The sequence below is a fragment of the Chryseobacterium scophthalmum genome, assembly GCF_900143185.1.
Lineage (GTDB): Bacteria > Bacteroidota > Bacteroidia > Flavobacteriales > Weeksellaceae > Chryseobacterium > Chryseobacterium scophthalmum.
In genome coordinates, this window is record NZ_FSRQ01000001.1 from 1657093 (window position 1) to 1680567 (window position 23475).

21 protein-coding genes are annotated in these 23475 nt (G+C 33.2%); 9 read left to right on the forward strand and 12 right to left on the reverse strand.

Features of this window, described 5'->3' with window-relative positions:
- Positions 1-26: 26 nt before the first annotated feature.
- A complete protein-coding gene (locus BUR17_RS07470) occupies positions 27-1373 on the reverse strand; it encodes a toxin-antitoxin system YwqK family antitoxin (protein ID WP_074229683.1) in 1347 nt (448 codons plus the stop codon).
- Between the two features lies 1 nt (position 1374).
- Positions 1375-4224 carry a DNA polymerase I gene (polA, locus tag BUR17_RS07475; RefSeq protein ID WP_074229684.1) on the reverse strand — a complete coding sequence of 950 codons (2850 nt, stop codon included), beginning with the start codon at positions 4222-4224 and terminating at the stop codon, positions 1375-1377.
- 484 nt (positions 4225-4708) lie between these two features.
- Between polA and BUR17_RS07480 the strand changes: the two genes are divergently transcribed.
- The 4 genes from BUR17_RS07480 (at position 4709) to BUR17_RS07495 (ending at position 8187) form a co-directional block, all read left to right on the forward strand.
- Positions 4709-5554, forward strand: coding sequence for a prephenate dehydrogenase (locus BUR17_RS07480; protein ID WP_074229685.1), 846 nt, complete (start codon positions 4709-4711; stop codon positions 5552-5554).
- Between the two features lie 131 nt (positions 5555-5685).
- Entirely contained in the window at positions 5686-5952 is a 267-nt protein-coding gene (locus BUR17_RS07485) for a DUF2089 family protein (protein ID WP_065720434.1), read from the forward strand.
- 7 nt (positions 5953-5959) lie between these two features.
- Entirely contained in the window at positions 5960-6529 is a 570-nt protein-coding gene (locus BUR17_RS07490) for a YIP1 family protein (protein WP_074229686.1), read from the forward strand.
- Positions 6530-6546: 17 nt separating this feature from the next.
- Positions 6547-8187 (forward strand): serine hydrolase domain-containing protein, encoded by a 1641-nt coding sequence (locus BUR17_RS07495; RefSeq protein ID WP_074229687.1) that lies wholly within the window; start codon positions 6547-6549, stop codon positions 8185-8187.
- Between the two features lie 317 nt (positions 8188-8504).
- Here BUR17_RS07495 and BUR17_RS07500 read toward each other — a convergent pair whose 3' ends face one another.
- The 7 genes from BUR17_RS07500 to BUR17_RS07530 all read right to left on the reverse strand — a co-directional run bounded on the left by BUR17_RS07500 (position 8505) and on the right by BUR17_RS07530 (position 15615).
- Positions 8505-9923 carry an L-serine ammonia-lyase gene (locus BUR17_RS07500; protein WP_074229688.1) on the reverse strand — a complete coding sequence of 473 codons (1419 nt, stop codon included), beginning with the start codon at positions 9921-9923 and terminating at the stop codon, positions 8505-8507.
- A 313-nt stretch (positions 9924-10236) separates the two neighbouring features.
- Entirely contained in the window at positions 10237-11583 is a 1347-nt protein-coding gene (locus BUR17_RS07505) for an ammonium transporter (protein WP_074229689.1), read from the reverse strand.
- A 149-nt stretch (positions 11584-11732) separates the two neighbouring features.
- Positions 11733-12374, reverse strand: a complete 642-nt coding sequence (locus BUR17_RS07510; RefSeq protein ID WP_074229690.1) for an alpha/beta hydrolase family protein — start codon at positions 12372-12374, stop codon at positions 11733-11735.
- A 105-nt stretch (positions 12375-12479) separates the two neighbouring features.
- Positions 12480-13091, reverse strand: a complete 612-nt coding sequence (locus BUR17_RS07515) for a YceI family protein (protein WP_074229691.1) — start codon at positions 13089-13091, stop codon at positions 12480-12482.
- 78 nt (positions 13092-13169) lie between these two features.
- Positions 13170-13736 (reverse strand): YceI family protein, encoded by a 567-nt coding sequence (locus tag BUR17_RS07520; protein ID WP_074229692.1) that lies wholly within the window; start codon positions 13734-13736, stop codon positions 13170-13172.
- A gap of 141 nt (positions 13737-13877) precedes the next feature.
- Positions 13878-14930, reverse strand: coding sequence for a glucokinase (locus tag BUR17_RS07525; protein ID WP_074229693.1), 1053 nt, complete (start codon positions 14928-14930; stop codon positions 13878-13880).
- Positions 14931-15042: 112 nt separating this feature from the next.
- Positions 15043-15615: a hypothetical protein gene (locus BUR17_RS07530; RefSeq protein WP_074230256.1), complete on the reverse strand. Its 573-nt coding sequence runs from the start codon at positions 15613-15615 to the stop codon at positions 15043-15045.
- A gap of 241 nt (positions 15616-15856) precedes the next feature.
- On the opposite strand from BUR17_RS07530, the gene BUR17_RS07535 reads away from it, so the two are divergent.
- From BUR17_RS07535 to BUR17_RS07555, 5 genes are all read left to right on the forward strand, one after another.
- Complete coding sequence (locus BUR17_RS07535) at positions 15857-17230, forward strand: DUF1800 domain-containing protein (RefSeq protein ID WP_074229694.1); 1374 nt, start codon at positions 15857-15859, stop codon at positions 17228-17230.
- A gap of 78 nt (positions 17231-17308) precedes the next feature.
- Positions 17309-18499 carry a DUF1501 domain-containing protein gene (locus BUR17_RS07540; RefSeq protein ID WP_074229695.1) on the forward strand — a complete coding sequence of 397 codons (1191 nt, stop codon included), beginning with the start codon at positions 17309-17311 and terminating at the stop codon, positions 18497-18499.
- A gap of 124 nt (positions 18500-18623) precedes the next feature.
- Complete coding sequence (locus tag BUR17_RS07545) at positions 18624-19304, forward strand: hypothetical protein (protein WP_074229696.1); 681 nt, start codon at positions 18624-18626, stop codon at positions 19302-19304.
- A 77-nt stretch (positions 19305-19381) separates the two neighbouring features.
- Positions 19382-20407: a sensor histidine kinase gene (locus tag BUR17_RS07550; RefSeq protein ID WP_074229697.1), complete on the forward strand. Its 1026-nt coding sequence runs from the start codon at positions 19382-19384 to the stop codon at positions 20405-20407.
- On the forward strand, positions 20404-21168 hold the full coding sequence (locus BUR17_RS07555; RefSeq protein ID WP_074229698.1) for a LytR/AlgR family response regulator transcription factor: 765 nt from the start codon (positions 20404-20406) through the stop codon (positions 21166-21168). Before BUR17_RS07550 ends, BUR17_RS07555 begins: the two co-directional genes overlap by 4 nt.
- Before the next feature lie 32 nt (positions 21169-21200).
- Here BUR17_RS07555 and BUR17_RS20855 read toward each other — a convergent pair whose 3' ends face one another.
- The 3 genes from BUR17_RS20855 to BUR17_RS07565 all read right to left on the reverse strand — a co-directional run bounded on the left by BUR17_RS20855 (position 21201) and on the right by BUR17_RS07565 (position 22952).
- On the reverse strand, positions 21201-21338 hold the full coding sequence (locus BUR17_RS20855) for a hypothetical protein (protein WP_167594293.1): 138 nt from the start codon (positions 21336-21338) through the stop codon (positions 21201-21203).
- Between the two features lie 60 nt (positions 21339-21398).
- Positions 21399-22421, reverse strand: coding sequence for a helix-turn-helix transcriptional regulator (locus BUR17_RS07560; protein ID WP_074229699.1), 1023 nt, complete (start codon positions 22419-22421; stop codon positions 21399-21401).
- Between the two features lie 198 nt (positions 22422-22619).
- The gene (locus BUR17_RS07565; protein ID WP_074229700.1) at positions 22620-22952 is read right to left on the reverse strand and encodes a HopJ type III effector protein; all 333 of its coding nucleotides are present in this window, start codon (positions 22950-22952) and stop codon (positions 22620-22622) included.
- Between the last annotated feature and the right edge of the window lie 523 nt (positions 22953-23475).

Below are 23475 nucleotides of genomic sequence, written 5' to 3' on the forward strand. Positions count from 1 at the left end.
CTATCATTTTCATTTTCAAATTAATTCTACAATGAGGATATCAAAACATTTACATCTTCATCATTTATAGTATTAATCAGGACGTCGTTTGAATTAATATCTAAAATAGATTGCTTCAGCATAAACCTATCTGACAGAAACAGAAAAGGATCAAAATTTTCAATCCTTGTGGTTTGAAGATACTGCTCACCATCCTTTTGATTGTTTTTATGATCTCTCGTCTGTAGAAGTTTACCTGTTTTTTTTGAATAAATTTTCCACAGACCCGATTTAAATCCATCCTTATAAAATGCTTCTACCACTAAAATTTTATCATTATAAAATTTCCAGTTTTCCACACCATCTTTGAGGGTCATTTCTGCTGAAACTGTTTTTCCGTTTTCTTTTCTCAAAGAAATTGAATTGTATTTTAATGCTTTGCCATCTTTAAATTCTCCTTCAGTTGAGATCTTTTTATCACGGAAATATTCATAATATTTGCCGTCAACATTTTTATTCTTTATGAAATATTTTTTTCTCAGCTCACCTTCGTAGTAATAATCGAAGCATTCACCTTCCTGATAACCGTTCATGGCATTTCCTTTATTAAAAAGATTTCCACTTCTGTTATAAACTTCATATTTACCATTCATAACTCCATTCTTATTGGTAATGAGAGTTTTAAGTTTACCATCATCAAAATAGATCAGATATTCTCCATCCATTTTTCCGTTAATAATATTACTTGTTGCGGCTACTTTTCCATCTTCAAAATATTCTGTATACTTATTTTGAAAAACACCATTCACATAAAATCCATCAGCTTTAAGATTTCCATTTTCCCAATAAGCCGAGAATTTCCCATCTAAAGAGTCATTCTTAAAATTACGAACAAATTTTTCCTTTCCGTCTTTATAATATTCTATAGATCTACCTTCTTTTTTACCATTAACATAAGTCATTTTTCCCTGAAGTTCGCCAGAATCATAATATTCTCTATACAATCCATCTCTTTTACCATTGAGATACATCACCGTATTATCTAATTTACCATTAGTATAAAACTTTTCATAAAGCCCATTTTGAATTCCGTCTTTAAAGTTAACCTTACTTTCAATTCCTCCGTTTATATAGTACCATGTTAACAATCCGTTGTAGATAAACGGTTCAACATTATTGGAAGCAAATCCTTTAAACTGAATATTGCCATTAATATAGTAATCGTTTATTTCAAATAAACCCTTATTACTTTTTACGGTTCTGTAAAAACTAGCATTTTCCTTACTGGTTTCTTTCCAATTTTCATCAAAATATATATTTTCCTGCGCAGTAGCAAAACAGAAAGAAAGTACACAAAATAGTTGTATAAAATGCTTGGTCATATTAATTCCCATGTTAATGCGCTTCCAACCAGTTCTTCCCTACTCCAACCTCCACCAATAAAGGCACCTGCGTTTCAATAGCGCTTTCCATTTCTTTTTTGATCAGTTTTGTAGCAGCTTCAACTTCTTCGATTGGTGCCTCAAACAACAATTCGTCATGTACCTGAAGAAGCATTTTGGTCTGAAGATTTTGAGCTACCAATTCTTTATCAATTTTGATCATCGCCATTTTTACAACATCGGCTGCGCTTCCCTGAACCGGAGCATTCACAGCGTTTCTTTCAGCATGACCTCTTACTACAAAATTCCCTGAATTGATATCTTTTAAATGACGTTTTCTTCCCAAAATCGTTTCTACATAACCAATATCACGAGCTCTTTTCACTTGCTCCGCCATGTATTCTTTCAATTTCGGGTAGGTTTCGTAATACGCCTCTATCATTTGCTTGGCTTCTGATCTCGATAATCCAGTTTGTTCAGCTAAAGCAAAAGCTCCCTGACCGTATAAAATTCCAAAATTGACGGTTTTTGCCTGACTTCTCTGCGTTTTTGAAACTTCTTCCAATGGAATTTTAAATAATTTAGCTGCCGTAGAAGCGTGAATATCTTCACCATCCTGGAATGCTTTTATCATATTATCTTCACCGGAAATTTCGGCAATCAGACGCAATTCGATCTGAGAATAATCGGCAGAAATAATTTTCTTTCCTTCTCCCGAAACAAACGCTCCACGAATTTGCTGACCTCTCAACGTACGGATCGGAATATTCTGTAAATTCGGATTTACACTTGCCAAACGACCAGTTGCAGCCGTAGTTTGTGAGAAATTGGTATGAACACGATTATCGTCTTTATCAATTTGCGACGGCAAAGCATCTACATAAGTTGATTTTAATTTCTGATAGGTTCTGTATTCTAAAATATGCTGAATAATTTCGTGTTTTGAAGCCAGTTTTTGCAAAATATCTTCCGAAGTTGCGTATTGTCCGGTTTTTGTTTTTTTAGCTTTCGGGTCGAGCTGCATTTTTTCAAATAAAACTTCTCCCAATTGTCTCGGTGAATTCATATTAAATTCTTCACCCGAAATTTCAAATATTTTAGCTTCTAGTTGTCTTAAATCATTTTCAAGATCAATACTTTCCTGAGCCAGCCATTTTTCATCTAAAGAAATTCCAGCCAATTCCATTTTAGCTAAAACTTCCATTAAAGGCATTTCGATATTGAAGAAAAGTTCTTCTAAATTTTCTTTCTTTAATTGTGGCGCAAACAATTCATATAACTGAAAAGTAATATCTGCATCTTCAGCGGCGTAATCGGTCTGCGTACGCAAATCTGCGTCTCTGAAGCTCCCCTGATTTTTACCTTTTTTACCAATAATAGTTTCAATAGAAACGGGTTTATAATTCAAATAAACTTCAGAAAGATAATCCATCCCATGTCTTCCGTCCGGATTTAAAAGGTAATGGGCGATCATTGTGTCGAACATTGCACCTTTCACCGTAACATTATATTGTTGAAGAACTTTATAATCGTATTTCAGATTATGAGCAATCTTTACCAAATCTTCCTTTTCAAAGAAAGGTCTGAAAATTTCTAACGTTTGCAAAACTTCGCCCTGATCTTCAGAAAGCGGAATGTAATACGCCAAACCTTTTTTGTAAGAAAAGCTCATTCCAACCAATTCAGCTTCTAGCTCATTTAAAGAAGTCGTTTCTGTATCGAAACAAACTGCTTTTTGTTGTAATAAGTTTTGAACTAAAATTTTCTGCGCTTTCGGATTGTCTACAAACTGGTACAAATGGTCGTTGTCTGTAATCGTAGATTTTGTGGAAGTTGCCTGATCGAGCTCTTCATAGGTTGCAAAAAGATCGAGTTGCCCAACATTTTTAGCTACTTTTTGTTGTGGCGTTTCTGCCTGAGATTCTTTGCTTTCGTTTTTCTGAACATCACCGGTTACCAAACCAGTTTGTGCAGGAGCAAAAGCACGATACAGGTTTTCATATAATCTTGTAAATTCTATTTCATCAAAAACAATTTTTACTTTTTCAAAATCCGGAGTTTCGAGATCGTATTGTTCCTGATGGAATTCTACAGGTGCATCGCAAATAATGGTTGCTAATTTTTTAGATAAAATACCTCGCTCTGCAGAAGCTTCAATCTTTTCTTTAATTTTACCTTTCAGTTGATCTGTATTGGCTAAAAGATTTTCAATGCTCCCAAATTCTTGTAAGAATTTCATAGCTGTTTTTTCACCAACACCATCTAATCCGGGAATATTATCTACCGCATCCCCCATCATTGCCAAGTAATCGATTACCTGTTTAGGATCTTTGATTCCGTATTTTGCATTGACTTCTTCGACACCTAAAATTTCTATTTCGCCACCTTTTGATGATGGTTTATACATTTTAATTTTATCGGTCACCAATTGGGCAAAATCTTTATCAGGAGTTACCATAAATGTAGTATACCCTTCTTTTTCTGCTTTGCATGCAATCGTTCCGATAACATCATCAGCTTCATACCCTTCTACTCCCAAATAAGGAATGTGCATCGCCTCTAAAATTCTGTGAATATAAGGAACTGCAATTTTTATCGCTTCTGGAGTTTCACTTCGGTTGGCTTTGTATTCTGCAAAATCATCGGTTCTTACACTTGCCTGACCGACATCAAAAACAACCGCTAAATGAGTCGGTTTTTCTCTTCTAATTAATTCGATCAAAGAATTCGTAAAACCAAAAATTGCAGATGTATCAATTCCTGTACTTGTAATTCTCGGACTTCTGATCAATGCATAATATCCTCTGAAAATCATCGCATACGCATCGATGAGAAAAAGCCTTTTATCTTGTGTTGCCTCCATATTTTGAATAATGAACAAATATATGAAATCGGGATGAGCGGTCAAAAATAAAGACTAATCAAGAGTAGTCAAGTTCATTTTTTTCAATTAATATTTTTTTGATAATTTACTTTTACCTTGAAGTAAAAGTACCAAAAGTTCAAGACTGGAATCTTCCGCTAAAAAATAAAATTCATTCCTAAAATTCTCAAAACTCATACGAATTCAAGATTATTCTTCAGCTCAATACTTGGGTCGTACTCAAACAGTGGGAATTTTTTAACGGAATAAATTTTATTTTTCTTAACGCTACAGCTTCCTAAGTCATAAGAAAATACTTTTTTAGCAAACATGCTTTCGAAAAAAATTATTAAATTTGCCATGTGAATACAAACAAGACATATTATTACGGAATTATTAACTCAGATCTGGGATAAGGATTTCTTGTATATATAACTAAAACCTCGTCCTTTGGCGAGGTTTTTTATTTTTAAAATTTAAACAAATGAAAATAAGTATCATTGGTGTAGGATTGATCGGCGGATCGATTGCCCTAAAATTAAAACAGAAAAAAACAGCAGATTTCATTTATGGGATCGACAACAATACTGAAAATCTTGATGAAGCTTTAACTTTGAATATCATTAATGAAAAAGCAGATTTAAAAACTGGAATTCAAAACTCAGATTTGGTTATTATTGCCATTCCTGTAGATTCAGCGAGGAAAATTCTTCCTGAGGTTTTAGACCTAATTTCGGATCAGCAAACGGTGATGGATGTGGGTTCTACAAAATCAGGAATTGTAAATGCTGTAAAAAACCATCCAAAAAGATCAAGATTTGTAGCCTTTCACCCAATGTGGGGAACCGAAAACCACGGTCCGAAATCGGCAATTGCTGAAAGTTTTTCAGGAAAAGCAGGAGTAATCTGTAATCGTGAAGAATCTGCAGAAGACGCTTTAGAATTGGTAGAAAACATCGTGAAAAGTCTTGACATGCATTTAATTTACATGAATGCGGAAGATCATGACATTCATACTGCGTATATTTCGCATATTTCACATATTACTTCTTATGCTTTAGCTAACACGGTTTTAGAGAAAGAAAAAGAAGAAGACACTATTTTTCAGTTGGCAAGTTCAGGTTTCTCGAGCACTGTTCGTCTGGCAAAATCTCATCCTGAAATGTGGGTTCCGATTTTTAAACAAAACAAAGAAAATGTGCTCGATGTTTTGAATGAACATATCTCTCAGCTCAGAAAATTCAAATCTGCTTTAGAAAAAGATAATTTTGAATATTTGGAAGAATTAATCAGTAACGCGAATAAAATCCGCGGAATTCTCGATAAATAAAGACTTTCAAGCAATATAAACTTTCTAATCAGGAAGTTTTTTTAGTTTTAAACCAAAATCAAATTTTAACTTTATTAAAATATTTTTTAACTTTATTAAAAATAATATTACATTTGTAAAAACAAAAGTCAATGAAACTTCCTATAATTTGTCCGAGTTGTGATCATACACTCAATGTAAGCCAGATGAAATGCCCCGATTGTGGAACCAATGTAAACGGCGATTATGAACTTCCCGTTTTTTTAAAACTCAACAGAGACGAACAGGATTTTATCTTAAACTTTTTTCTTTCCAGCGGAAGCATTAAAGAAATGGCGAAACAGGCAGAACTTTCTTACCCAACCATGAGAAATAAAATGGACGATCTTATTCAAAAAATTGATCAACTAAAAAAATAATCTATCTATGAACTGGAAAACTATTTTTAATCCTTTTTTGAAGTTTGACGAAAAGAAACTTTTGATTGCCGGAATACTCGTTTTTGGGCTCAATATTTTTATTTGTTATTATGTAGATTTTGCCAACGACAGTATTTTTCATTATTCAAACCTAGATGAAGGCCAAGGAATTTGGGACATATTAAAAATCAACAGTTTAAGTTATATTTTAGCAGTTGTTATTCTTTTTATTTTAGCTAAGATCCTAAATGGTAAAACAAGATTTATTGATATTTTAAACACCGTATTCATTTCTCAAATACCGTTAATGGTAATGATTCCCGTGAACGGATTACCATTTTATAAAAAAGCAGTAGACAATCTTTCTGAAAACATCAACACTCCACAAAGCATCCCGGTTGGAGATATGGCGATGGTGACAGTTTGGGGATTTGTCAGTTTAATTCTTCTTGTTTACAGTATTGTACTTTACTACAATGGCTTTAAAACCGCAACCAATATCAAAAAATGGCAACACATTGTGCTATTTGCATTTGTATCACTCGTAATCACAATTGTAAGCCAGGTTATATTTTAATCTAAAAATTTAAAAACATGAAAACCAAACTACTATTAGTGCTGATTTTATTAGCACAGACTTTTTACGCCCAAGAAATAACAGGTTCTTGGAAAGGAGAGCTTGATCTTGGAGGAATGATACTTCCATTAGTTCTTGATGTAAAAAAAGAAAACAATATCTACGTTTCTACCGCAAAAAGCCCCAAACAAGGCGATCAAATTATCAATGTTGATAAAACCGAATTCTTAAACAGCGAATTAGTTTTTGAAATGAAAGCTTTGAATGCATCCTACAAAGGGCAATATAAAACAGATCATTTTGAAGGAACTTTTACCCAAAATTCAAGATCTTTCCCTCTTAGTCTTTATAAAAATGATGGAAAAGAAAAGCCCAACCCGAAAGATGAAAAAATAAAAGGAATCAGTAAAAATGGAATCAACACAGCGAAAATTGATGATTTTTTAAATTACATCAGCCAAAATAAACAGGGAATCGGAAGCATTACTATTTTCCAAAATGGAAAAGAGATTTACCAAAAAAGTTTCGGTCAAGACCTATTATCTAATGTAAAATGGGACAAGAATACAGGTTATCAGATTGGTTCTATCAGTAAATTAGTTACTGCTGTTATGCTGATGCAACTGGAAGAAAAAGGAAAACTAAAATTAGATGAAAAGCTTTCAAAATATTATCCAGAAATTCCTAATGCCAATAAAATAACTTTAGAAAACCTAATGAACCATACAAGTGGTTTGGGTGATTATGCAGGACCGTGGTTGTTCGGAAAAACAGTAGGTGACAAAGCTATTTTAGACACTATCAAAAAACATGGTGTAGAATTTCAGCCCGGAGAAAAAGAGAGATATTCAAATTCAGGATACTATCTTTTAAGCAGAATTTTAGAGAAAGTTGCTAAGAAACCATACCATGTTTTACTGAAAGAAAATATTACGAGTAAAGCCAATATGAAGAATACGTTTTCGGTTTTAGACAATCAAAAAAACATCTTCAAATCGTATGAAAACACAACCGGGAAATGGACAGAAGTAGAGGATTTTGATTTCCGTAACTGCATCGGTTTGGGTGATATTACATCTACAACCTACGATATGAATTTATTCATTAATGCTTTATTTGATCACAAATTTGTAAAAAAAGAAACATTGGATAAGATGCTTCCTAAATCAGGAAAACCATTTGGGTTAGGTGTAATGGCGGTTCCTTTTTATAATAAAGTTTCTTTCGGACATGGTGGTGACACAGCAGGAACTCATTCACTTATTTCTTACAGCCCGACCGAAAAGTATTCAATATCAACCATTATTAACGGTGAAAAATTAGCGCACGGAAAAATATTTTTAGGAATCATCAATCTTGTTTACGACCAGGAATATGAATATCCAAAGTTTACAGAACTAAAAAAAGTCTCTGAAAAAGAACTACAAAAATATGAAGGAACTTATTATTCTAAAGATCTTAAAGTAGATTTTAAAATCTTCATAAAAGATGAGAATCTTTTTGCTCAGTTAGCAGATCAGCCTTCATTTCCGTTAGAATACTCCGAAGGAGACAAATTTAAAAATGATAATATCGGTGTAGAAATCGCTTTTGCTCCGGAAAAGAAACAATTAAATCTTATTCAAAACGGTAATAACCTTGTTTTTGATAAGAAGTAAATTTATTCTTAGTATATGACATTTTCTTTTTAACCGCAAAAGAATCAAAAGATTTTACTAGCTTTTAATTAATCAAAAGCTTACAAAACCATTGACAAATCAGATTTTTACATTTTGTAAACTTTTGAATTTCTATTTTTTTCAATCATTTCTTTTGATTCTTTTGTGGTAAAATATTTTTCATCATGTACTAAAAAATTTATTATAAAAAAGATACGGACGTTTCATTGAAAACCTCCGTATCTTTTAACGAAAACGTGCGCATCTTTTGATTAAAAGGTGCGCACGTTTTTATAATAAGCTGCTTATTTTTTATTTTAACACTCCGGAACATTTACCGCAATCGCCAAACCTCCTTCTGATGTTTCTTTAAATCGATCATTCATTGATAAAGCAGTTTCCCACATCGTCTGAATAACCTCATCCAAAGTTACTTTGGCTTTTGTAGGATCACTTTCTAAAGCAATATTTGCTGCAGTAATCGCCTTGATTGCGCCCATCGTATTTCTTTCGATACACGGAATCTGAACCAAACCTTTAATCGGGTCACAAGTTAAACCTAAATGATGTTCCATTGCAATCTCTGCGGCCATTAAAACCTGACCGACAGTTCCCCCGAGAATTTCCGTTAAACCTGCTGCAGCCATTGCCGAAGAAACTCCGATTTCTGCCTGACAACCGCCCATTGCTGCAGAAATGGTCGCATTTTTCTTGAATAAAGTTCCGATTTCCCCTGCAACCAAAATAAATCTTGCAATATCATCTTCACTTACCGCATCTGTAAAAGCCTGAGCATACATTAAAACTGCCGGAATTACCCCACTCGCTCCATTCGTTGGCGCTGTGATAATTCTTCCAAAGCTTGCATTCTCTTCATTTACCGCTAAAGCAAAACACGCAATCCATTTATTGATATTGGTGAAATTTTCTTCAGCATCTACAACCTGCTGAAACCACTCATCTTTATTTTTATAAATTTTATCGCCTAAAAGTTTTCTGTTGATTCCGGCAGCACGACGGGTAACATTCAGTCCGCCCGGCAAAATACCTTCTTTATTAACGCCTTTATAGATACATTCTTTGATCTGTTCCCAAATATAAAGTGCTTCTTTTCTTGTTTCTTCCTGCGTTCTCCAGCTTTCTTCATTAATTAAAATTAAATCTGAAATTTTGTTGAAACCTAATTTTTCACAATATTTTATGATATCAGAACCGTGATGACAAGGATAGATGGTACGAACACATTGTTTCTCGATTGAGTTTTTCTCCTGACTCATAATAAAACCTCCACCTACAGAATAAAAATCCTGTACAAGCTCGGTTCCATCTTCAAAAATGGCTTTAAAAATCATTCCGTTGGGATGATAATCAAGAGTCTGAGACATATTTAAAACCAAATGATGTCCGTAAACAAATGGAATTTCTTTTTCTCCACCCAAATTAATGATTTGAGTTTCTTTAATGGTATCTACAATCTTATCAATCTTTGTAGTATCGATGGTTTTAAAATCTTCACCATTCAAACCCAACATTCCAGCAGTATCGGTTCCGTGACCGATTCCCGTTTTCGCTAATGAGCCAAAAAATTCAAGAAAAACTTCTTTTACCTCAGCAATTGATCTTTCTCTTTTTATGATTCTGATAAATGCCGAAGCTGCATTCCACGGTCCCATTGTATGCGAACTTGATGGACCTATTCCTACTTTAATAATTTCAAAAACCGATATTGATTCCATAAATTAAATTCCAATTTCATGAAAAGCAAATATACATTGAAAATACCTTAGAATGAAAACAATATTGAGCATTATGTTAAGTCAGGGCGCCGCTCCGTAGGAGCGGTATCTTTGTAAAGAATAGTTCTGAATAAAAGTGACACTCCTACAAAGTGCCACTTTACATATATTTGATTAAAATTTATCAGAAAATCAATTTTCAATCTTATTTTATCAGTCATCTAACTCTCACTAATCAAACGGGTTTAGTAGATTAAATATCAAAAAAATCTGCGTTATCTGCCAAATCTGCGAGAGAAAAATAAAATCACTTCTACCATTTTAAACTTTCGCTATGTTGAGAAATATCAAGTCCTTGCTCTTCCGAATCTTCCTTTACTCTTAACGTAATGATTCTATCAGTAATTTTATACAAAAGCATCGACCCGAAAAATGCAAAAAGAGAAACCAAAATAAGCGCCATCATGTGATGTGCAAAAATCCCGAATCCTCCGTGAAGAAGACTAGCGTTTTCACCGTGAGCAAAAATAGCCGTAAGAATCATTCCCATAATTCCTCCTACTCCATGACAGGCAAAAACATCGAGCGTATCGTCAATCTTTTTTAAAGCTTTCCAATTGACCATTAAATTAGAAACAATTGCAGAAATAAAACCGATAAAAATACTTTCCTGAATCGAAACAAAACCACAACCCGGAGTAATTGCCACTAAACCGACAACCGCACCAATGCAAGCTCCCAAAGCAGAAACTTTTCGCCCATTAATTCTGTCGAAAAAAATCCAGGTTATCATTGCTGAAGCCGAGGCTATGGTTGTAGTTCCAAAAGCGATTGCCGCTGTTGCATTGGCGCTTAAAGCAGAACCCGCATTAAAACCAAACCATCCAAACCACAACATTCCTGTCCCTAGAATAACATAAGGAATATTTGACGGTTCTTGATGAGGATTTTTTCTTCTTCCTAAAACAATCGCTCCCGCCAAAGCCGCAAAACCGGCACTCATGTGAACTACCGTTCCGCCTGCGAAATCTTTAACTCCGAAAAATTTATTTAAAAGACCTTCCGGATGCCAAACCATGTGGCAAAGTGGTGTATAAATAAAAAGACTGAACAAAACCATAAAAACCAAATACGAAATAAATCGAACCCTTTCAGCAAACGATCCTGTAATTAAAGCTGGAGTAATTACCGCAAATTTCATCTGAAAAAGCGCAAACAAAATAAACGGAATGGTTGAAGCCATCGTTTTGTGAGGATAAATACTTACATGATTGAAAAACGGATAGGTAAAAGGATTTCCTATAATTCCGTAATGAACACCGTCGATTTCAAAACCGATAGATTCGCCAAAAGAAAGGGAAAAACCCACGACGGTCCATAAAATAGAAATTACTCCCAAAGCAATAAAGCTTTGCAACATCGTAGAAATTACATTTTTCTTACCGACCATTCCGCCATAGAAAAATGATAAACCGGGAGTCATCAGCAAAACCAAACCTGCTGCAGCAAGAATCCAGGCTACATCTGAACCTACAATTTCTTTTTCACTCAGAAAATTTCCAGTGTTGGGAATATCTACATCTGGTCTGAAGAATAAACCACCGATTGCAACAATGCAAATAACAACAAATGAAACTTTCCATTTTAAACCAACTTTCATAAGAGCTTTTTATTTTTTTAGTGCTTTTCAAATTACCAAATAGTAATTTTATATATTTCAATTTTTAACCCCCGTCAAAATTAAAAATAAATTTTATAAAAACACATATATAAAACAATAACCCCTATAAATTAATAGCATTTTTAAAATTAAATGAAAATTTTATTCAAAAGCAATGAAACTTCTTTGTATTTCGTTGCCGGAAAAAGATGAGTTCCCCCTTTAATAACATAATCTGGTTTTGAGTTTTTTAGTGGAAAAACAATATCACGATCGCCCATAATTTGAATGACATTATTTTTCTGCTCAAATTTCCATTCTGAAATACGTTGAATAGACCATTTCAGATAATACGGATCGGTAACTCTAAAATACTGATTAACCTTAGGATTTTTAGGATCAAAGAACTTTCTGAAAACAGAATAAGTTTCTAAAGTCTTGGGATTGAAAAGATTCACAGGAAGATATTTAGGGATTTTCGTAAGCTCCCCCATTTTTATCAACCTCGATTTTTCCTTATCAGATTTAATACTTCCTAAGATCACCACTTTTTCTGCAGCTTTTAAAATATTAATTTCCTGAACCATGATTCCGCCAAAAGAATATCCCAAAAGATAAAAAGGTTCGGAAGTATCGATCTTATCACCCATTCTTGCAACATAAGAACTAAAAGATTCATCATTTTCAGGAATCAGCCAATCGATAAAAACCACTTCATGCTCTTTTGGAAACTGCAAACGTTCCAAAACTTTAAAATCGGCGCCAAGACCACTTATTACATATATTTTCACCTGATTCTTTTTAATTTAAACAATTATTGAGTAATTGATTAGCTAAAATAAAAAAAGGACCGCTTATCTAAAAGCAGTCCTTTGTATTTTATTATAAATTTAACCTTATAAAGGTCTTTCGTTATCAACTTTTTGAGTAGAAAGCTTAAACTGAATATCCATTTCGTCTTTGATGAAATAATCTTTCAAAGAATTCTGGTAAACAATTTTGAAATCTTTTCTGTTTAAAGAGAATTTTGAAGACTCAATTTCTACTGTAAACTGCGTAATGTGTGCGTTTGCAGGGAAAGAAATTGTTTTTCTGATATTCTTGATCGTAATATCACCTACAATCGTAGAATTGTACTCGCTGTTTGCAAGAGGGATGATTTTCTTTAAGTGAAACTTCGCTGTAGGGAATTTTTTAACTTCAAAGAAATTGGTTCCTTTCAATTCGTTGGTCAATTTCACCTGATCGTCACCAGAAACATCTGCAACAACAAGACTTCTCATATCGATTACAAACTCACCGTCTACCAAAACCGTTTTATCGAAATTAAACTTACCACTTTTCAGTTTTAGACTTCCGTAGTGAGACGAAGCTTTAGTTTTTACCACTTTATGTCCCCACCATTTGATCTCGGATGTTATCACTTTCGAAACCTTATCTCCTTTTTTCTGAGCAAAAACTAATGATATGCTTGCACACATCATAACAAACAATAGTAATCTTTTCATTATATTTTATTTACAATTCAACAAAAATAAAAAAAAGTGTAGAACTTCTACACTTTTAATAATATTTTTTTGAATAAATTATTTCGCGCTCACCTTAACGGTCATTTCTATCTCATCTTTCACAAAAACATCTTTCATTGAAGATTTGTAAGCTACATCAAATTTTTGTCTGTCGAAAGAGAATTTATTTGAAGTTAAAGTAACTATTCCGTCTTTCACTGTAACGTTTGCAGGGAAAGAAACCGGGTTTGTTTTACCTTTTACTGTAAGATCACCTGTAACTGTACGGTTGTACATTTTATCGTTGTTTTTCTTTACTGAAGTAATTTTGAAAGCCGCAGTGGGGAATTTTTCAATTTCAAAGAAATCTCCGTTTTTAAGGTGACCGTTTAATTTCCCTTGCATTTCTCCTGAAACATCCGTTGCGTTGATAGAATTCATATCTAAAACAAAAGAACCCCCTGTGATTTCGTTTCCTTTCATTACGATATTTCCAGATTTTACAGTAATGGTACCGTCGTGAGAACTTGCCTGAGATTTAGCAACTTTATATCCCCACCAGTGAACATCAGAGCTTACTACTTTTTTTGCCTGCCCGAAAGCTAATCCACTAGCTAAAACTGCTAATAAGAATATTTTTTTCATTGTAAATTTTTAAATGTTTATTAACGCTGCAAATTTAATTATCTTATTTAATAATCCATCTTGATGTACATCAATAAAAATCTTTTTTGACATGAATAAAATCAGGCATAAAAAAACTCCGAATTTCTTCGGAGCTTATATTTATTCTGTAAAATAGGCGGTGTAAAGTGCCGCACCATTAATACTTGTACTTTCTGTATTAACTACATAAATAGGAATGTTCTTCAACATATCTTCCATCTTATCACTGATCTTGAATTTCTCATAGAATTTATCTTTGTCGATATATTCTCTTATGATCTGCGGAATATCTCCTGCAATCAGCAATCCACCTGTAGCTTTCAACTTTAAAGTAAGGTTGTTGGCTTCTCTTGCCAAAAACTCCAGGAACGTGTCTAAAGCAATTCTACAAATCAACGCATCTTCATGCATTGCTGCTTTGTAGATTTCTTCTGTAAAGTTTCCATTTGCCAAACGCTCAGAAAGCCATTCCGGTTCAGGATGCCTTTTTACATCTCTCAAAAATCGGTAGATATTAAATAAACCTGTTTTTGAAAGTACATTTTCCCAGCTTACAATTCCGTAGATATTATTTAAAAACTGATAAAATTCTACCTCAACATTGGTTCTTGGTGAAAACTCTGAATGCCCTCCTTCCGTTGCAAAAGGTCTTAAATATTTTCCGTCAAAAAAATATCCTGCTTCTCCCAAACCGTTTCCGGGTGCAAGAATAGCAACATTTCCTTTTTCAAGATGACCGCTTGTGTAGATTGCATCCAAATCAGAATCATCCAAAAGACCAATTCCATAAGCAGAAGCTTCCTGGTCATTCAGCATATCTACTTTCTCAAAACCAAATTTGCTGCGATATTCTTCTACATCTAAACTCCAGTTTTTCAAACGTGCAGGATGACTTTTACCATCTATTACAGGTCCCGGAACCGAAATCCCAAGTCGCTGAACATTTTCAAGCTGAGAATCCTGAATAAACTTCGAAAGAACATCTGAAAAAGATGCATATTCTTTGGTAGGATAATTATTTTTAAATTTAAGTTCTATCCCGGAATTTCCTGAAATATAGTACGCAATCGTAGTTACGTCTTCTCTCAAATTAGCTCCGATAATAGAAATATTATCATTATTGGTATTTTTAACTCCCGGTAAATAGAGAGGAAATTTTGGATTTAAATTCATAATCGCAAATTTTATCAAATATAATAATTGTTTTGGTATTTTTTGTATGGGAACAAAAAACCTTTTCAAAAACTCGAAAAGGTTTGGTTGATAACTGATTATATTTTTGTATTTATTTTCCTAAAGGAATATTGTACGAAAATCCGGCTCCGATGCTTCCCACATTATAGTCCTGAGAAGCTGGTGATGCGATATCTCCGTTGCTTCCTGCAAAAACTTTTTGGTATTGTACATAGAAATTCCAGTCTCTGTTGTGATATCCGATTTCCGGTTTAAGATAAAAACCACCATCTGGTCTGTTTACTGTAGAATTGGTTGCAACTTTCTCATCACCTACTAAAAATCCATATCCTAAATCGGCTCCGAAATAAAATCCTGTCTGTTTAGGATACACTCTGAAAAGAGCTGCTACAGGAATTACCCCAACATCGTTATTATTATATCCGTTGTTATCTTTTCCAAAATAATGAGTATAACCCGTTGCGATACCTAAACCAAAACCTGGAGTGATAAGATTTTGATACGCTACATCTACACCTACTGCAGCAGAAACGTTATCTGAAGGAACAGCAATACCTGCAGTTGCTCCTACTTTGATCATATTATTCATCTGAGCACTTTGCGCACTTACTAAACCGGCTGTTAAAATTCCAGCTGCTAAAATGGTTTGTTTAAACATTTTCATAACTCTGATTTTTTTAAATTTTACTACAAGGGCAGATGTAAAAATCATGCCAAAATAATTCACACTTCTTAACACGAAAGCCTAAACATTTCATAAAATAATGAAAATCAACTATTTAAAATTACAAATATTTAAATAGTTGTTTAACTTTACATGAAGGCAAACAATAAATCAACATTAATATTTGTTTATACTGTTTAACCTCATCTTTATTTCATCATCAAAAAACAAAATCAGGATTATGGCTACTTCATTTATCAATAACAAACATCTTCTTTGGCGTGCTGGTTTCGGACCTGAAATTGAGCAGGTAAATGATTTGAAAACTAAAAACATCAAAACGATTTTGAAAGAAGTGTTTAATGAAGAAACCTTCTCTCCTATTGTTTATGAAACTCCCGACATTGAACCCATTGAATACACAGACCCAAAAGCGACAGCCGAACAGAAAAGAGAAATTCAAAAAATAAATCAGAAGCAAAACAACGAACTGAACCTTAACTTTCTAAAAAAAATGACCGATAGCAAAGAACAATTACGGGAAAAAATGGCTTTTTTCTGGCACGGACATTTTGCCACGAGAATCAATAATCCGAAATTCAATCAACAGCTTTTGAATACAATTCGGGAAAAATCTATGGGGAATTTTAAAGATTTACTGTTTGAAGTGAGCCGCTCTCCTGCAATGCTTAGTTTTTTAAATAATCAACAGAATAAAAAAGATCATCCCAACGAAAATTTCGCCCGTGAAGTGATGGAGTTATTTACAATGGGTCGTGGAAATTATACCGAAAAAGATATTCGGGAAGCTGCAAGAGCTTTTACAGGATGGGGTTATGATAAAGAAGGAAATTTTAATGAAAGAAAAAAACTTCACGACACCGACACAAAAACTTTTCTTGGAAAAACCGGAAACTTTACCGGAGACGATATTTTAAATATCATTTTAGAGCAAAAATCTACTGCAGAGTTTATTACAACAAAAATCTATACCTTTTTTGTCAACGAAAAGCCCGATTCCAACAGGATTAAAAATCTAAGCGAAGACTTTTACCAATCCGGATATGACATCAAAAAACTGATGTCTGAAATTTTTTCAAGCTCATGGTTTTATGACAAAAAAAACATTGGCAACCGCATAAAATCTCCCACAGAATTATTTGCCGGAATGATGAGAATCCTTCCGATGAATATCCAAAATCCAGAAAACATTACAGTTTATCAAAAGCTTTTAGGTCAAATGCTACTTTATCCACCCAATGTTGCAGGTTGGCCGAATGGAAAATCCTGGATTGACAGTTCTACTTTAATGTTAAGACTTCAGATTCCGCAAATCTGGTCGGGTTTGCGCCCTATGGAATATTCAGCAAAAGAAGATGATGATATGGAAATGGGAATGAAATCACGGGAAGCTTTAAATAAAAGTTTCAAAAACCCTAATATAATTATCGACTGGACGAAAGTAGACCAGGCTTTAACGCAGAAAAAAGCAGAAGATTATCTGATCGTCAATTCAGAATCGTTGGATATGGATATTGTGAATCAGTTTTCAGATAAAAGTATTAAAATGAATGTGATCAATCTGATGTCTACACCGGAATATCAGTTAATGTAGTTTTAAGGTCGCAGGCTGCAGATTTTAACTAAAATTTGTCCTCTGTAACCTAATATCTTTAACCTAAAACCTAAATTTATGATTATAAAGAGAAGAGAATTTTTAAAGATAAGTTCATTGGCAACGGCTTCCTTATTGGTTCCGAATTTTTTGCAGTCGATGACTTTAGATAATGCATTGAATCCAAGTCAGAAGATATTGATCGTTTTACAATTTACAGGTGGTAATGATGGTTTAAACACGATTATTCCGACCAAAAATGATATTTATTTTAAAGAAAGAAATACGATTGCGATTACAGATTCATTAGCTTTAAATGATGAAACGGGAATCAATCCTTCGCTATCTTATTTTAAAGAACTGTTTGACAGCGGCGAACTTTCCCTAATGAATAATGTAGGTTATCCGAATCCTGATAAATCGCATTTCAGAAGCATGGATATTTGGCATTCTGCAAGTAAAAGCGATGAGTTTCTGGAAACAGGATGGCTCGGAAGATTTCTGGATGAAGAATGTTATAAATGCGAACATCCAACGCAGGCTTTGGAAGTTGATGACATGCTGAGTCTGGCTTTAAAAGGAGAAAACAACAAAGCTTTTGCGTTTAAAGATCCCAAAAAACTTTATCAAACCAGTCAGGAAAAATATTTTAAATCATTGTACAATAATGACCATCATCACGATGACGAAACCGTTTCTTATTTATACAAAACTTTAGGCTCTACGATCAATAACGCTGATTATATTTTTGAAAAAAGCAAAGCAAAAAAATCGACTCAGGAATATCCGAATTCTAAATTGGGAAAAGACTTTAAAACGGTGGCTTCATTGATTAAATCTGATATCAACACGCAAGTTTATTATCTTTCTATCGGAAGTTTTGATACGCACGTCAATCAAAACGAAAGACAGCAAAAACTGTTTAGAGAGATCAATGATGCCGTAAAATCGTTTGTTGCCGATATGAAATCGAACGGATTGTTTAATGACATTTTACTCATGACTTTTTCAGAATTCGGAAGACGTGTTGCCCAAAATGCAAGCAAAGGAACCGATCACGGCACGGCAAACCAAATGTTTTTTATCAGCGGCGGATTAAAAAAGAAAGGAATTCTGAATGCCCTTCCCGATTTACAAAATCTTAATGAAGGAGACTTAATTTACACCGAAGATTTCCGGAAAGTTTACGCTACAGTTCTTAAAAATTGGCTGAATGCAGATTCGTCAAAAGTGTTGGGTTGGAAGAACGGCATTTATGATTTTATTTAATTAAGCTAAAAATTCACTCATCTTATATTATTCTTAGTTCATCGCTTTATTTCCTTAGTTCAAAAAATAGTTTTTGATTTAAATCAAGTAATCATGATACTTTTACGCCATAAAATCAATAATTATGACAGAAAAACGTATCAACAGAGAGCTTATATTTTTAAGAACTTTCGCCTTTTCGATGACCATTGTAATTTTCTTTTTAGTTAATTCGGCTTTTAAAAGTAATGGAAACCAAAAGTTTTCAGAAATCGATGTGGAAAGAATTAATATCGTAGAAAAAGATGGTACTGTAAAAATGGTAATTACCAATGTAGATCGTTTTCCAAACGGAAAAATAAAAATCAACGGTGTTTACACCAACGAAAAGCGTAAAAAACGTTCCGGAATGTTGTTCTTCAACGAAGAAGGTCTGGAATGTGGTGGATTTATCTATGACGGTAAGAAAAACGCAGATGGTCACTCTTCAGGACTTTCATTTACGCATGATCAATATGACGGTGATCAAATCATGCAATTGTTATCTGAAGATTACCAGAAAGGCAATGAAAGGTTTGTAGGAAGCAGTCTTACATTCAACGATCGTTCTAAAAATGAATCTCAAAGAACTAAAAATTTCGGACAAGGAACACCAAGAATTATGCTTGGAAAATCTCGCGGACAAAGAGATGGCCTTTTTCTTTTTGATGCAAAAGGATTGCCTAAAGCCATGTTTTATGTAGACAAAGAAAACAAAGCAAAGCTCGATTTTTATGATGATAAAGGAAATATTACTGCTTCATTTCCCGAAGATTCACCAAAATAAACCGTAAACACATTTTCAATTATAAACTTTATAAATAGTTCTGTATTTTTATAGAACTATTTTGTTGTAACAAAATCATGAAGAAAATTTTAACCGAAATACAGCAGAACAAATACTTTTTACTCTTTATTTTTCTATTTTCTTATGTGCAAACCATAGAAATCCGTTTTCAGACAGAAAGAGAGATCAACTGGTACACTTTCACACCGGAAGCTCCCGTTTTGTATTTTGTAAACGCCGGTATTCTCTTTCTGATTATGCGTTTTCTGATGATGTATTGGCAAAAATCAGACAATTTCAATTTTAAAGAAATTTTTAAAATTTTTGGAACTTCCCTTCTTCTGTATTTAGTGATACTTACTATTTTCAAACTTATTATCGCTTTTATTTTTAATACTTTTGAAAGGAATTTTAATGCACAAACATTTCTCAACAATGCTATTTCAGATTTTTTGAATGCTTTTATTTACGGAAGTTTTTTTCTTGCTTTTTATTATTACCAAAAAAATCAGAAAAATCAGAAACAGATTGTAGCTTTTAATGAAATGCTTTCCGAGACCAAGATCAATCAGCTTAAAAACCAACTCAATCCCCATTTTTTATTTAACAATCTGAATATTCTCGACCAGCTTATTGAAGAAGATAAAACACAAGCTTCAGATTTCCTCAATGAATTTGCAGATATTTACCGCTATGTTTTGCAGGTTTCGGATAAAAGATTGGTAGAAATTGATGAAGAATTAGCTTTTGTTAAAAAATATTTCAAACTGATTCAGCACAAATACGGAAAATCTTATCAATTGGAAATAAAAAATAATCAATCGCAAGGTTTTATAGTTCCGTTAAGTCTTCAGTTATTATTAGAAAATGCCATTCAACATAATTTGGGAACAGAAACAAAACCTATTTTTATCACCATCAGCATTGATGAAGATCTTAATGTTTCAAATAATATAATTCAAAAGAGAAACACAAAATCTCCATCAGGAAAAGCATTGAAAAACCTCAACGAACAGTATTTTTTACTGACCGAAAATCAGATAAAAATTCAAAATACAAACGATCAATTTTCCGTAACCTTACCTATAATTAAAAAAATATGATAAGAATAGTCATTATTGAAGATGAAATTCCCGCAAGAAAAAAACTCATCAGATTTATTGATGAATTAAAAGAAACTACAGAAATCATTGCAGAAATTGATAATGTTGAACAGGCTATAGATTTTTTAAAAACAGAAAAATCTGTTGATCTTATTATTTCAGATATTGAATTGCTAGACGGAAATGCGTTTGAAATTTATGATCAGGTGAAAATTTCCTGTCCGATTATTTTCACGACCGCTTATGACCAATTTTGGATGAATGCTTTTGAAACAAATGGAATTGAATATCTTCTGAAACCTTTTACTTTAGAGCGTTTTCAAAAAGCATGGAATAAGTTTTCAGTCTTAAATAAATCTCATGCTTCTGATGAAATTTTATTGAAAATCAGCCAGATTCAAAAAGAGATTCAACCTAAAAGTTTCAAAGAACGATTCAGTGTAATCAGCAATAAAGGAATTTATTTTTTAGAAACTGAACATATCACATTTTTTAAAGCTGAAGAAGGAGTTATTTTTGCGTTTGATGATTCCGGTAAAAAACATTTACTCAATCAAACCGTGCTTAAAGAAATAGAATCACACCTAAATCCTAACGAATTTTTCAAGATCAACCGTAGCGAACTTGTCAATAAAAAAAATATTATAAAAATGGAGCGCTATTCGAAAAACGCTTTAGCTTTAGAAATGAAAGGTTTGGAAAATCCACTTATCACAAGCCAAAGTCAGACAGCTGATTTCAGAGAATGGATTGAAAAATAAAAACCTTCCCAAATTAGGAAGGTCTATATTTTCTAGTGAGGCGAAGGAATTGATTTCACATCTTTTGCTTCTTTGTTTTTATCGAGTTTCTCGGTAACTTTTTTAATGATAAAGTCTATAACAATTGGCACAACAAGCGCTACGACAGCTTTTAATATTCTGGATTTCATAATAATTTTATTTTCGAAATTAAATTACAACTTTCAAGCCAAGTTTTTAATTAAATAGAATTATGACTCTTCATTTGTTGTATTTTGAGCATTATAATTTGAGTGAGCAATTCTAATACTTTTAGCAATTCTCTGTTTCAGTTTTCTCGGACCTAAAACCGTTAAAAACTCTCCCATTCCCAAAATCATTCGCTCCAGTTCAAAGTTCAGCTGTACGCAAATTTTAAAAGTCGTTCCGCTTTCATCTTCTTTAATAATTTCCTGAGAATGATGAAATGGCTTGGTTTTTACGTAAGGCGCGTGTTCTGAATTAACAAAAAACACAACATTTTGAGGTCGCTGGGTTTCTGAAACGGTTGCTCCAATCACTTCCCCGAAATAGCGGTCTGCATCAAAATCTTTATCGATATATTCCGTTTCATGGTCTGTTTCAATGGTTATCATTCGGTCTAAAGCCAAATTGTAGATTGCTTTTTTGTGCCAACAAATCAAAAACCAACGATTGTTATATTCTTTCAGTAATTGGGGATGAACCGTCAGAATATTCTCTTCTCTTGCCTTAAAACTTTTATAACAAATCTTTAAAACCTTTTTATTTAAAATATTTTCATACAAAACATCAATATGCTCCAAACCTTTCAACTGTTCATTTTTATCTAAATGAATAATCGATTTTTGGCTGGTAGAATGGATAGAATCTTCCAACTTCTGAATCACACCATTCATTTCCTTGAACATCGAAAAATCTTTGAACTGCTTTAAGATCTGTATCGCATTATTCATCGCTTTTAGGTCATTTTCGTTCACTGAAATCTGATGAATACTGTAATCTGGGTCGCTGTAACGGTAATATTTTTTTTCAAAAACTTCAATTGGCGCTTCATAACCAAACTTTTCGCTTCGCATATTCTGCAAATCGAGTTGTACCGTACGTTTGCTGACGAAAGATTCTTTGCCTTCAAATTCAAAAAGCGCTTCGGAGCATTCGTCGATCAAATCTTCCAAAGTGTATTTTTTGTACTTATTCTTCAAACATTTATCTAAAGTTTTGTAGCGAATTAAAGCGTTTTTGTTAGATGACATAAAATAGGTTGAGGTTTAGATTAAGACTAAAGCAGGATGAATTCCCCTCCTTTGGAGGGGTGGCGAAAATTCGTAGAATTTTTGACGGGGTGGTTTAAAATGAACATCCAATTTGTCATTCCGTAGGAATCTAAGCAACTACTTATAAAAATTTTGCAGAGATTCCTACGGAATGACAAACTATATGAATAAACAAATCTATTTTCTCACCAAAGCTTTTCCTTCAAAAGAAATCCCGTCCCAACCGAATTCCATAAAATTTCTGATGTTTTGATGATCTGTTCCTTCAGGGTTCTGCAAAACATCTTTTCTGTAAAATTCTCCGAAGAGATTTAATGTTTCTTCTTTTGAGAGGTCATTTAGTTTCGCAAAACTGAAAACTTTGCACGAACCGTTGTTTTGATTGGCTTCATTTACAGTATTTCCGTTGGTAAATTTAGTTGGAGTAAAGTCGTAATGTTCATCAATAAATGCAATAACATCTTTAAATTGAATTTCCTCCGCTGATTTTTCTAATTGTTCGAATAACATATTTTTATTTTTAATATTTCTGAATAAGTTAATTTTTAATCATAAAATCTGCTCCATCGGAGCAATATCTGTGTAGAAATTTAAAAGGACACCATTGGGCATTCCGTAGGAATGCTATCTTTTTCTGTCGATAGATTTTTACAGACCGCTCCTACAAAGCTTAATACATCATTATCTTTATTTTTCTATATCAGTTTGCCACCTTGTGGCTTTTCTTAGAAACAAATTATTTCTGACTCCAGATTTACAATTAATTTTTTCAAAAATAATTAAAATAAATTGATCTACGCAAAAAGATTGCACACTTATGTTTTTATTTTGCATCAACAAAATGACAAAGTAGTAATAAAAAGTCTAATCTTTCGCAGCCCGACTTGAACGGAGCTCTTTTTACGAAACGAAGTGAAGTAAAAAAGCGGGAGTGGAAGGCGGAAAAAGCTGCCCAAACCTAACAAAGTGGTTAGACAAAGTCAAATAAAAAACAAAAATATGAATACGATTACAGGAAATGAATTGATCGCTT